The sequence below is a fragment of the Empedobacter falsenii genome (assembly GCF_019308355.1).
GTDB lineage: Bacteria > Bacteroidota > Bacteroidia > Flavobacteriales > Weeksellaceae > Empedobacter > Empedobacter falsenii_B.
Genome location: NZ_JAAGKM010000029.1, coordinates 19,421 through 32,349, shown reverse-complemented (window position 1 = coordinate 32,349; position 12,929 = coordinate 19,421). Strand labels below are relative to the sequence as shown.

The following is a 12,929-nucleotide window of genomic DNA, read 5'->3' as shown; positions in this document are numbered from 1 at the left end:
ACACCGTCTGATTTTGGTTGTAATACTTGAAATTCATAGACAAATATCTGATTATCAAACATAAATATACAAAAATCTAAAATAATAACCAAAAAAAATCCGCCTCAGTTGTGAGACGGATTCTTTTTGTATATTATATTCAAATATTTCTACTCAATTCTCAACTTATTCAAATTACTTCGATAACTTTCTAATAATAAACTTTCGGTTACATAACCTTCAAATTTACCTTTTTTAGTGAGTAAAATATAATCTATTTTTTTTGCTTCCATCATTTTCATCACGTTAGCAGCATTCGTAAAAATAGATGTCGAAGTTGCTTCTGTTATACATTCTAAGTAACTTTTATCAATATTATCATTAAAAATAAATGATCGAATATTATCTAAAACTATAATTCCATGAATCGATTTATCTTCATTGAGGACTGGAATAAAATCTTGTGTTGTAGTAGAAAAAATTTCTTTTATATCTTCAATTGAATTGTAAACCGTCAATGTTTTGATATTCTTGATATAAATCGAAAACAAATCAATTTTATTAAACAAATTTCGGTCTTTATCAGATGTAAAAACAATTCCTTTTTCTGCTATTGCGTATATATCCATCGAATATTTGTCGTATCGTTTTGAAATTGCAAAACTTATCGAAGAAACAATCATTAAGGGAATAATTAATCCATAACCTCCCGTAATTTCGGCAATTAGGAAAATTGCTGTTAATGGCGCATGAAATAACCCACTTAAAACAGCTGCCATTCCAACAACAGTAAAATTACCGACTGGAACTTCTTTGAAACCGATTAAATTAAAGAATTTTGCAACGAAAAAACCAAGATATGACCCAACAAATAACGAAGGCGCGAAGTTTCCTCCGTTTCCTCCACTTCCTAAAGTTAAACCTGTTGCAATAGATTTGATTAAAATTGTGACAAAAACAAATCCTAAAACTATCCATTGATTCGTTCTAAAACTCTCTAACAATGAATTATTTAAAATAAAACCAGCTTCATCATTTGCTAAATATTTTATACTCTCATAACCTTCACCAAATAATGTTGGGAAAAAGAAAATCAATATTGCTAAACTTCCCGCTCCAACAATCGCTCGCCAATATACATTATCCGAATAATTCCCTATCAAATGTTCAACTTTACGAAATAATCGAGCATGGTAAACTGAAACAAACCCCGCTAAAACACCCAAAATCACATAGAAAATAACATTATGATAATCAAATCCTAACGCATAACGAAAGGATAATAACATATTGCTTTTTAATGTTAAATTGGCAATTAAAGCTCCTGTTGCAGAAGATAACAATAAAGGAATAAAAGCAGTAACACTCATATCCGCTAATACAATCTCTATCGCGAACAAAACACCTGCAATTGGTGCATTGAATGCAGTCGCAATACCAGCTGCAACACCACAAGCCAACAAAAGTGTTCTTTCTTTGTATTTGAATCTGTAATATTGTGCATAATTAGAACCAAAAGCTGCACCAGTAATTGTAATTGGAGATTCTAAACCAGCCGAACCACCCATACCAACTGTTAAGGAACTCGTTAAAATCTGAGCATACATCTGTTTTTTAGGCATTATTCCAGACTTTTTAGCTACAGCAATCATAATTTGAGAAGTTCCCTTTTCTATCGAACCATCCAAAAATTTCTGCACAACAAAAACCGTCAACAAAATACCTATAATTGGCAATATACTATTGATATAAGGTAGTTTGACTAAATTATTAATATAAATAGTAAATTGAAAAACATTGTGCGCAAAAGTTTTTAGCACAATCACTGCAAAAGCAGATGAAATAGCTACTAAAATACACGATAAATACAAAAATTGTCGCTCTGATAAAACCAATTTTAACAGGTTCAACAAGTTTTGAAAAAAATTAAATGATTTTTTAATGTATTGAAAAAACTTTTGTTTTGTAGAAAGTCGCATACTTCAAAAATAGTGTACCTTTTGTTTATTGCCTAATTTAACTGCCACGAATTACACAAAAAGTAAACCAATAATACATAAAAGAATAAAATTTTTGAGAAAAAATCATTTCTATCATTTTAACTATTTCAAATTGATTATTTTTACTATTAAGCACACTAATATGAAACTATTTACTTTTCTTCTTTTATTTATTTTTTTGTTGAATTCTTGCGAATCAACTAAAACTTCTGCTGATAAACCAAGTTTTGATTTTTTGGTTGGAGAATGGATTAGAACAAATGAAAAATCGGATCGAAAAACGTATGAAAACTGGAAAAAAGTTGATAAAAACACTTTTTTAGGTTGCGGGTTTACAATCAAAAATAATGATACAATTTCGCAGGAACATCTTACTATCACAAAGATTGATGATAAATGGATATTGAAAGTTAATTTGGACAAAACTAAAAAAGAGACAACTGATTTTGAGTTAATCAATTCTGATAGAAATTCGTTTACATTAGAAAATCAAGAGAATGATTTTCCTAAACTTATCAAATATTGGAAAATTGGTCATCAGTTAAAAGCTGAAATTAGCAATGATGAATCAAGTAAAATTGCTTTTACTTTTGAAAAAGTAAAAAAATAATTAAGCAACATTTGTGATCATCGCGTAAGCAAACGTTAGAACAGATAAAATAGTTCCAATCATAAAAATTGTGTAGGTTATGCTTAACAAACGATATTTTCGTTCCAAAACTTTTCCTAAATAATACAAATCCCTTGTCAAAGAAGTATATACATAATCTCTGTCTTTCATCAACTCTTGCATAGCATCATCGTAGGCTTCAAGTGACATTTGATAAAAATTACCAAAGAAAAGCAAATTCACTTTTTTGTTTTTGACATCTTCTTCGTTAAAACTTTCGTATGTTACATTTGGTTTAGTTGCTAAAATTGCAAAAATAATTGAAACAACACTTGATAAAAGCATTACAATTGAAGGTAAAAGTAAATACTCATTCTTTGGACTTCCTAACTTTGGAACCAAAGTAGAAAGTGCAATCGAAATCACGATCGCGTTTACAGACAATAATATATTAGCTTTACTATCGGCAATATCACTTAAACGAGTATGATTGTTCAACGTTACACGAAAAAGTGTATCAACACCACGATCTGGTTGTTGAATCTTATCGTTTTTCTTTTTCTTGATTTCATACTTATTGGGAATATCACCAATCAACTCTATCTCTTTGATTTTATTTTGGGTAAAGATCAAATTTTCTTCTTTTCCTTTCTGCCAAAGCTTTTTTGCGGCATCCGTATAAAAATGATGTATGTTTAGAAAAAAATTTCTATTCTCTACATGCCATTCATAATCAGAAAATTCTTTGTGACATATTTTAGCTATTTCATCACGTAATAACTCAGAAATTTTAGGATATTCAGTTTGTCCTAAATGATAGTTATCTGCATCTTTTACAATTGCTTCACCTATATTTTTTGGAACATTATTTAGCGCTGTGATTAAAATATAATCTTGGACTTCTTTGATGTAATTTTCGTCAAAATTATGCTCAATCAAATACTCTTTTGCAATGTTTGCACTCTCACTTTCATGCCCTTGCACGATTTTTGTGTAACCCGTATCATGAAACCAACCCGCTATTAATAATTTTTCTCGTAAATCTGTAGATATTTGCTCATCAGTAGACAACGTTTTTATTGCTTCTACAACTTTTACGGTATGCATAAAATTATGATACGTAAAATCTAAAGAAAGATTATCTTTGAACAGATTGAAAACATAGTTTTCTATATTTAATAACAATTGGTTCATCACAAGTTTTTAACGCTTAAATGTATGAAATTATTACCAACACTAAACAACAAAAAATTGAATTATCCTTTTTTGGCTTTAGTAGGTTCTTGCCTTTATATGACATCTTGCGCTACGCAACATCCTCAATATGGGAAAAACATTAAGACAGAAAAAGTACAAAATGTAGAAGGAAATAAAATTCAATCTATCTATTTAATTGGCGATGCAGGAGATCTTGATCAACCAAAAAATAAACAAAATTTAGAAATTTTAAAGAATCAATTAGCGAAAGCTGACTCTTCTTCTTATCTTTTCTTTTTAGGTGATAATGTTTACGAAAATGGAATTGTAACGGATTCTACAAAAGCTGAATACACAACAAGTAGAGAGAAGCTTCAATTTCAGATTGATTTAGCGAAAGAATTTAAAGGAAAAACTCTTTTTATTCCAGGAAATCATGATTGGCGAAATGGTGTAAAAGGATTAAAAGAACAAGAAAAATTAGTCAAAAAACAATTGGGTAATAAAAAAGCTTTTTTACCAAAAGATGCATGTCCAATTGATAAAATAAATGTAAATGATAGCATCGGAATTATTGCGATAGATTCTGAATGGTATTTGCAAGACTGGGATAAACATCCTGGTCTAAATGAAAAATGTGATATTAAATCGCGCGAAGCTTTCTTTGAAGAACTAGAATCGCAATTGAACAAATATCAAAACAGAACAACTGTTATCACAATGCATCATCCGCTATATTCGAACGGAACACATGGTGGACAATTTGATTTCAAAAAACAGTTTTATCCATTAGGAGATAATTTCAAAGTTCCATTACCTGTAATTGGATCTTTTATCAATTTACTACGAAGTACAACAGGTCTTAGCCCTCAAGACGTTAATAATTTCAAATACAGAGAGATGGCTTCTCGTATTGCAACACTTATCGAAAATAGAAATAATGTAATTGTTGTTTCTGGACACGATCACAACTTGCAATACATTCAGCAAAACAATGTTAAACAAATTATCAGCGGTTCTGGTTCTAAAAAAGAATCGGCAAAAGCGGTTGGCAAAAACGATTTTTCTTACGGAGATAATGGTTTTGTTGTACTAGATTTATATGATAATGGCGCTTCTAAAGCTAATTTCTATGGTTTTAAAGACGGTGGAATCGAATTATTATTAGCGAAACAAATTACAGAAAAGAAAAAGGAATATTTGGCTCAAGTTTATGATGATAAAAAAATGCCAAAAACGAAAGAAACAAGTGTATATCCATTAGAAGTTACACGTAAATCTGATCCGTATAAATTCTTTTTTGGTCGCCATTATCGTCGAACATATGGTCAAACAATTACTGCTAATACCGTTAATTTAAGTCAGCTAAATGGAGGTTTAACCCCAGTTAGAATGGGTGGTGGACATCAAACGCAAAGTTTGAGATTGACAAATGCAAAAGGTGAAGAATACAATATGCGATCGGTGAAGAAAAGTGCCACCCAATTTATTCAGCAAGTTGCATTTAAAAATAAATATGTTGCAGATGAGTTTGAAGATTCGTTCACAGAGAAATTTTTGATGGATTTCTATACAACCAATCATCCATATTATCCATTAACAGTTGCTAATTTGATGAAACCGATCAATATTATGCATTCTACGCCAAAATTATATTATGTTCCAAAACAAGAAGCCTTGAAAGCATATAATGAAAATTTTGGTGATGAATTATACATGATAGAAGAACGACCAATGTCCGGATATCAAGACGGTGTTTTCGGAAAACCAAAAGATATTGTTAGCACAGATGATATGTTGGCTGCGATTCACAAAAACAAAGATGTTGTCGTGGATAAGCAAGCCTATATTCGTGCACGACTTTTTGATATGTTAGTTGGAGATTGGGATCGACATTCTGACCAATGGCGTTGGGGCGTTTACAAAGAAAATAAACAAACTATTTATAAACCAATTCCACGCGATAGAGATCAAGCATTTCCACGTTATGATGGACTTTTCTTTCATTTAATTATGAAAATTCCTCCTTTGAGACATATGCAAGATTATAAAGATGATATCAAAAATGTAAAATGGTTCAATAGAGAACCTTATCCGTTGGATTTAGCCATTTTAGAATCATCCGATCTTGAATTATGGATAAAAGAAGCAAAATATATTCAAGATAATTTGAGTGATGATTATATCAAACAATCATTTGAATTAATTCCTGAAGAAACAAAACAAGAATACGATCAAGAAGTAATCAATAATCTTATTGCCCGAAAATCTAAATTAGAAAAATTTGCAGAAGAATATAATAAAGTTCTTCGCAAATTAATCATTCTGAAAGGAACAAACGAAGATGAAGATTTTGTGATCACTCGTTTACCAAAGGGAAAAACAAATGTAAAAATCTATTCAGGACAAGATCGAACTTTAATTCTTGATGAAGATTTTGATAAAAAAGAAACGAAAGAAATTCGTTTATATGGATTAAACGGAAAAGATAAATTCAAGGTTGAAGGAAAGCCAAATAACGCTATTTTAGTTCGTATTATTGGTGGAATAGATGACGATATATACGAAGTAAAGCGTTCTGCAAAAGTAAAAGTATATGATTACGCAAACGGAAGCGATGCATCTGAATCTACCTTTTTAACATCGAAAAATTTTGTCAACGATTACGAGGTTAATACATACGATTACAAACAACCGATGTATAATTTCTTTACTATGTTACCTAATATTGGCTACAATCCTGATGACGGAATAAAAATTGGTTTATCGCCAACCTACACTGTCAACGGTTTTGATCGTAAACCATATTCGCAACGTCACAATTTGCAATTAAGTTATTATTTTGCGACAGGCGGTTGGGATGCCAAATATAAAGGAACGTTTACAAAAGCGTTGGGTAAGTGGAATTTAGATCTTAATGCAGCTTACACGAGCCCGACTTATAGTACAAATTTCTTTGGTTTAGGAAACGAGACCGTGAATAATCAAGAAGAAATTGGAATGGATTATAACCGTGTTCGATTAGAAAGTTATAGCATTGGACCGTCTATTTTCAAGATTATGAATAACAATGGTCGTTTAGATTTTTCTGCAATTTATAGTTACAAAAAGATTGAAGAGAATAAAGATCGTATCGTCGAAGATTTCCCATCAATTAATAGAGACGTTTTCAAAGGACAACATTTCGGAGAAATTGGAGCTAAATATTTGTTCAAAAATTACGATAACGAATCATTGCCAAAATTAGGCATGACATTTTTAGCAAATGCAAAGTGGATTTCTAATTTGACAGATTTTGAACGTAATCATTTTTATACCGAACTTAATTTAGGTTTCACACACAAAATCTCTGCAAATGGAAGATTAACAGTTGCTTCTATGCTAAAAGGTAAAGCAGTTTGGGGTAATTTTATGGAATTCTATCAAATGGCTAATTTAGGTGGAGATCAGGATTTACGTGGTTATCGATTAGGTCGTTTTGCAGGAGACAAAGTTTTCTTACAAACATCTGATTTACGATTTGATGCTTTACGTTTCAAAGCCGTTGTTCCATTGCGATTAGGCGTTTTTGTTGGAGCTGATTATGGACGAGTTTGGTTAAACGGAGAAGACTCAAATAAATGGCATTCATCTATGGGTGGTGGACTTTGGATAAACGGAGCACAATCTATTACCGCAACAGTTTCATACTTTAAAGGTGAAGATCCAGGGCGAATCGTTTTTGGTTTGAATTTCGGATTTTAACATATAAAAAAATAACCTTCAAAAATTTGAAGGTTATTTTTTTTGTACATATTTCTTGATTGCTTGCATCATATTTATCCACGCATTCTCTGAATGTGAGCGTTCAAAATCATCCGCAAAATCTTTTCCTTCAATTGATAGATAAGTAAAATTACCCGAAGATTTTAGATTAAAAATTACTTCAATCTCATGGTCTGTATTTTGTTTTTTATAATTATATCGCAAACGTTCATTCTCCATAATTGATGTAATCAAGGCTTCATCTATCAACGTTTCATTATTTTTTTGTGATACAAACTTTATCTTCTCTCCTACTTTCCAATCGTTACAAGTCATTTTTATGTTTTCAAAACATTCATTAAACGCTTGTTCATCAGTCAAAATTTTCCAAATATTTTCGACAGTACTATCTATCGAAATATTAAGCAATACATCATCTTTTTCCATTCTTTATTCTTCTATTTTTGTATATTTTTCGAGTTTATTTTTATAATTAATCGAAACTCTAATTGCTTGCAAACCACTTATACCTTGCAAATCATCAATTTCCAAATATTCAACATCTTTTTTCAAAAATTTCTTATCAATTAATAAATTGATATAATTTGAGTATTCTTCTTTTAGGATATCTTCGGTATAAATAATACAAATTTTGTGTGGCAAATTGATTCGTTCATTTGTTCCTTTCACAAAAGCTTTACTCAATCTTTTCTTGATTATTTCATATTTTGCATTGTTATATCCATTAACATCAAAACGTTTCTCATCTAATTTGAACAAAATATCTAAAGTGGTATTCGTTGCAAAAATCAACGAAGCAACCTCAACTTTTAATGGTGTTTTTTTCTGAATTTCTTTGTAAGATTGTTCCAAGGCTATCATCGCTTGTAGTTGCCAATATCTAATTTCTCGAATATTTTGATAGGAGAATTTTTTGAACGGCGCAATACTTCGCCCAACATACAAATTGTAATCAATTCCATCTGTCTTGAAACGTTCGTAATAATGCGGAAATACATCTTGAGCATCTTTCTGAAAAGTGTCTAATTTGTTCGACAAAAGTGAATTTGTCATTACAATTGTTTGGTCAAATTTTTTGCGTTCTACGTAAAATAATCCCGTTGTAGAATCTAACTTTTTTAGATATTCTTCGATAATTGATTTCTCATTGTCCTTTACATATTTGGGAATTTCAGGATGAATATGCAACGTAATGTAATCAAATAATTCGCTTTCGAAATAGATTTTATCTACATTATCTATTCGTTGCAAAAAATCAGTCAAATCGTCACTATAATCCAAAAATTTATTCTTTTTTGTACGATTATATAACTCGTTACAAATCAAAATCAAGTAATTAATCTGATTAGTATAATCCATTTTTAAACATTGATTTCGAATCACTGACGAATTTCTCACATCCAATTCACCATAAATTGGATATACATTTTGAAAAGAGATCTGCAATTTTTGTTTTGTATTTCCCGGATGCAATATATGTTCGCGAGCTTTTTCTCTAAATTTCCAATCTACACTTGGATGCAACGAGGTATATTCGGTTTGTATATAAGCATTGATTTGATTCTCAAACTCTACCGTATAGCGATAAATAGATTCTTCTAAAAGAGGCGTGATTTCGCGTAAAAGGTTTGCATTAATTCGATTGAAAACTCCAGCTTCTTTCGAGCCTATTTCTAAAATACCTAAATGAGATTTTCCGTTTTTCAATGGATAAAGAATCAAACTTTTCAGACCAGATTCATTTGCCATTCTCAACATTTTATCTTGTGGAAACTTGTCCAAAGCTGCGTCAATATTAGAAACAACATAATAATCTGATTTCGATATTTTGTTCTCTAAATCAGCACAAAAAACTTCATTCAGTTTTATTTTTTTATGATTATCAATCAGTAAACTATCATTCAATTGTAATAAATGACTAATTTCTAATTGATTTTTATCGGAATTATAAGCTGAAAAACCGACTTCTAAATTATTGATTCTAAAAATAGATTTTAATGCAGAAATAATATCATTTCGAACAATATTAAAAGGTTCCCCATAAGATAATAATTTAGATTTTAAGTTAGAAAGTGCAATTTCAGTCGTATTATCAAAAAATGAAACAAGATTAAACCCTTTTGCAATCCACGATCCAATTGGAATTTTTCTCATCCACAAAGCTGTATCTTCATAATTATTCAACAACTCTTCAATTTCATCTTCAGTCAATTTAAATTTATCTTCGGATGGATAAATACGAAAATAATCATGGTTTATATCAGTCCCAAGATAAATTCTGTAGCCATTTTGATTGTCTATCACCAACTGATTTGATAGATTAAAATCTAAATTTTTATGATAATATTTCGATAAGATGAAGCAACAACAAAACTTATATAATGTATCATAATCTAAATCTTCAAAATTGAATTTTAGTCGTGATTCATTATTATCAATCAACTCTTTAAGTCGATCTGTTGCAAAAATAAATTTGTCAGAAAAAGGAAAAGTTATCGCTTTTAAATTATATTTTACAAATGGTTTAGGAATAATTTTCTCAATAATTGGCTCAACATCTTTAATAATTTTCTGAAAATCTTCAAATGTTTCAACACCATCAATCAACTCTGGTCGAGTAGCTTTCAGATATTCTAAAAAAGCTTTAAACTCTCCAAAGTTGTATTCAGATCGTTCTAATTCTTCAATCAGCGATTGGAACGAGTAAATAATTTTGATGGGTAATTTATCGATAAAATTTTCTTTCATATATGATTTAAAAATAACAAAAGACTACTAATAAAGCAGTCTTCAAGTTATTATTTTTTTTAGTCATTATCTTGTAAATACCAAAGTTTCTTCGGTAGAAAGGTTCTCATCAAAACGATAACCATCCACGTCAAATGCTTTCACTTGATCCAAAGTTTCAACTTTATTTTCTGCACAATAACGCGCCATTGCACCACGAGCATGTTTAAAATACATCATGATTTTTTTCAATTCACCGTTTTTGTAATCTTGAAACTCTACATCAATCATCGGAACTTTTAACGATTTTTTATCCAAAACTTTAGCATATTCATTACTTGCTAAATTTAAGATAAATTCTCCTTTTTTTAGTTTCGAATTTAGAAAAGGTGTCAAAATTTCTTTCCAAAAACCATACAAATTTTTCGAACCATGAACATCTAATTTCGAACCCATTTCCAAGCGATACAACATTACTTTATCCGAAGGACGCAACATTCCATAAAGCCCAGATAACAAAAATGCATGTTTATTGAAATAATCAAGTGCTTCGTCGTTTAACGTCTCAGCATTCAAACCTCTATACACTTCACCTTTGAAAGCTAAAGCTGCTGGAATAGCTTGTTTAGCAGTAGGTTTAACATTCCAAACCTGATTACGCTCCACATTCATTTCTGCAATATCTTTCGAAATTTTCATTAATTTTTCAAGATCAGTTGTACTCATCTCTTTCATAACATCCATAATTTTTTGCGAATGTTCTAAAAATTGAGGTGTTGTTGCTCTCCATTTAGCATTCGTTTCCAAATTCATCATCTTCGCTGGCGAAAGTAATATTTTCATGTATCAAAAAATCTTAATTAATAAAAAAAGTATTCTGTTAGAATAAAATCTAATTCAACTCTTCTTTAACAAAGATAAGAATTGTTTGCTTTAGAAAAAGTGTAATTATATTGATTAAAAATATTCACAGATTACAAATAACTATTACTTAATATCAAAAAGGATTTCAATTGAAATCCTTTTTTCGTATCTTATTTTTGTAAAAACATTTCATTAAATTTTCGGTTTTCTTCTTCAACCATTTCTTCAAAATCGGCTTGACTTATCTGTTTTCCTTTGGTTGGTTTATTTATTGTTCTCTATACTATAAACTTAATTTTTATCCACTCCTTGGTTATTCATTTCTTGTTGTTTCTTAAAAAAAGCATCCATTTCTGCTTTATACGTTTTGAAATCAACAATTTTCCCTTTCTTTGGTTGATTTATTGTTACATTTTTCTTCGCTTCTTTTACAGATGTTGCTTTGTACGTAATAACCATATCAGCATCGTCGTTTGTTTTTCTTTCTAATTCTAAAATCAAACCAGGTAATCCCATATACTTATCTGGTCCCGAAGGAAAAGACAAGGAAGTAGCAAACCAAGCTGTAAGCTCTTCTTTATTGATTTTTGCGGTTGCTTTACGAACATCAAAGCCTAAGACTTTTTTTTTGTCGCGTGTTATAGTCCAATTAATTTTAGGAATAGAATCTTTGATAATTCGATCCATTCCAAAACCAACTGATTCGTGCATATAATAATTTTCAAGCAAATTTTTATAATACAATCCATTTCCTTGATTACTACTATAGCTTACTGAATTTCCACCATTTAGTGTTGGTTTTTGATTATAATTAGAAGCGGTTTTATTTGTTACTAAAACATAAGGTCTAGCAATTTTCATTTGTTCAGTAAAATACTTAATCGTCTCATCTTTACTCAATTTGCGGTTGTCAATTGTAACTGAACCTTGAGTTTTACTTGCGTCATATACTGTATATACATCATATTCTACTTCTAAAACATCTTGAGCATTTACAAAATAACACAAACTGCTTAATACAATCAATAGTAATTTTTTCATAGTTTTTATTTAGATTAATCTTTATCTACTCCTTGATTTTCATTCGAACTTTGTTGGTTATAATCAGCTTTCAGCTTTTCAAATTCGGCTTTAGAAATTTCCTTAGCCTTGAATAATTTCTTAAATTCTAAATGATCTTTTGTTGTAACAGAAGTTGCTTTCAAAGAATAAGATGGATCAATAATTCCATTTCGAATAGATTCTACTTTTAATACCAAACCTGGAAGATTAATGAACTCTTTTGGACCAAAACGTTTGGGTAAACTTGGTGCGTACCAAATAATTGATTTATTATTGTCATCATATTTTACAACTGCTTGTTTAACATCAAAACCCAAACAAGTAGATTTTTCTTGCGTTAATTCGTATTTATAATGTGTCGAAATGGTATCAGTTACAAGGTATTTTTTATTCTCTATCATCCATTCTTGTTTCATTTTATTTTGATTGAAATCTTGTTCAAAATTATACGAAAAAATACCATACATCGTAACTAACGCATTCCCTTGAGAATTATTAATTTTCTCAATCTTAGAAAAAACACTTTTTCCTTTTTCTATTTGTAGTACATAATTTTTTGGAACAGAAAGTGCTTTTATAAAATCATCATCCAATTTTTCTTCCTTCCCATCTTTTCCTATAATTCTAGGAATAAAAACTTCTTCATATTCAATCTCTAGAGCTTCTTGCGCTTGAACTAAATTACAAAAAAAACTAATGAAAATTACTAAATATTTCATTTAAAA

9 protein-coding genes are annotated in these 12,929 nt (G+C 29.9%); 2 read left to right on the top strand and 7 right to left on the bottom strand.

Annotated features, from left to right (window positions below):
• Positions 1-149: 149 nt before the first annotated feature.
• Complete coding sequence (locus G0Q09_RS11085) at positions 150-1,958, bottom strand: chloride channel protein (protein WP_125349835.1); 1,809 nt, start codon at positions 1,956-1,958, stop codon at positions 150-152.
• A gap of 163 nt (positions 1,959-2,121) precedes the next feature.
• On the opposite strand from G0Q09_RS11085, the gene G0Q09_RS11080 reads away from it, so the two are divergent.
• Positions 2,122-2,589, top strand: a complete 468-nt coding sequence (locus tag G0Q09_RS11080) for a DUF6265 family protein (RefSeq protein WP_219034918.1) — start codon at positions 2,122-2,124, stop codon at positions 2,587-2,589.
• On the opposite strand, the gene G0Q09_RS11075 is transcribed toward G0Q09_RS11080, so the two are convergent.
• Positions 2,590-3,783, bottom strand: a complete 1,194-nt coding sequence (locus G0Q09_RS11075; protein ID WP_219034917.1) for a Pycsar system effector family protein — start codon at positions 3,781-3,783, stop codon at positions 2,590-2,592.
• A gap of 24 nt (positions 3,784-3,807) precedes the next feature.
• Between G0Q09_RS11075 and G0Q09_RS11070 the strand changes: the two genes are divergently transcribed.
• A complete protein-coding gene (locus G0Q09_RS11070) occupies positions 3,808-7,530 on the top strand; it encodes a metallophosphoesterase (protein ID WP_219034916.1) in 3,723 nt (1,240 codons plus the stop codon).
• Between the two features lie 33 nt (positions 7,531-7,563).
• Here G0Q09_RS11070 and G0Q09_RS11065 read toward each other — a convergent pair whose 3' ends face one another.
• From G0Q09_RS11065 to G0Q09_RS11045, 5 genes are all read right to left on the bottom strand, one after another.
• Positions 7,564-7,977 (bottom strand): SRPBCC domain-containing protein, encoded by a 414-nt coding sequence (locus tag G0Q09_RS11065; protein WP_219034915.1) that lies wholly within the window; start codon positions 7,975-7,977, stop codon positions 7,564-7,566.
• A gap of 3 nt (positions 7,978-7,980) precedes the next feature.
• On the bottom strand, positions 7,981-10,299 hold the full coding sequence (locus tag G0Q09_RS11060) for a hypothetical protein (RefSeq protein WP_219034914.1): 2,319 nt from the start codon (positions 10,297-10,299) through the stop codon (positions 7,981-7,983).
• A gap of 66 nt (positions 10,300-10,365) precedes the next feature.
• Entirely contained in the window at positions 10,366-11,121 is a 756-nt protein-coding gene (gene yaaA / locus G0Q09_RS11055; protein WP_038336050.1) for a peroxide stress protein YaaA, read from the bottom strand.
• Positions 11,122-11,433: 312 nt separating this feature from the next.
• Positions 11,434-12,183 carry a GLPGLI family protein gene (locus G0Q09_RS11050; RefSeq protein ID WP_219034913.1) on the bottom strand — a complete coding sequence of 250 codons (750 nt, stop codon included), beginning with the start codon at positions 12,181-12,183 and terminating at the stop codon, positions 11,434-11,436.
• Positions 12,184-12,197: 14 nt separating this feature from the next.
• Positions 12,198-12,923 carry a GLPGLI family protein gene (locus G0Q09_RS11045; RefSeq protein ID WP_219034912.1) on the bottom strand — a complete coding sequence of 242 codons (726 nt, stop codon included), beginning with the start codon at positions 12,921-12,923 and terminating at the stop codon, positions 12,198-12,200.
• Positions 12,924-12,929: the final 6 nt, after the last annotated feature.

Coding starts and splice junctions, on each gene's coding strand:
- G0Q09_RS11085 (WP_125349835.1), bottom strand. CDS start 1,958: ATGCGACTTTCTACAAAACAAAAGTTTTTTCAATACATTAAAAAATCA.
- G0Q09_RS11080 (WP_219034918.1), top strand. CDS start 2,122: ATGAAACTATTTACTTTTCTTCTTTTATTTATTTTTTTGTTGAATTCT.
- G0Q09_RS11075 (WP_219034917.1), bottom strand. CDS start 3,783: ATGAACCAATTGTTATTAAATATAGAAAACTATGTTTTCAATCTGTTC.
- G0Q09_RS11070 (WP_219034916.1), top strand. CDS start 3,808: ATGAAATTATTACCAACACTAAACAACAAAAAATTGAATTATCCTTTT.
- G0Q09_RS11065 (WP_219034915.1), bottom strand. CDS start 7,977: ATGGAAAAAGATGATGTATTGCTTAATATTTCGATAGATAGTACTGTC.
- G0Q09_RS11060 (WP_219034914.1), bottom strand. CDS start 10,299: ATGAAAGAAAATTTTATCGATAAATTACCCATCAAAATTATTTACTCG.
- yaaA (WP_038336050.1), bottom strand. CDS start 11,121: ATGAAAATATTACTTTCGCCAGCGAAGATGATGAATTTGGAAACGAAT.
- G0Q09_RS11050 (WP_219034913.1), bottom strand. CDS start 12,183: ATGAAAAAATTACTATTGATTGTATTAAGCAGTTTGTGTTATTTTGTA.
- G0Q09_RS11045 (WP_219034912.1), bottom strand. CDS start 12,923: ATGAAATATTTAGTAATTTTCATTAGTTTTTTTTGTAATTTAGTTCAA.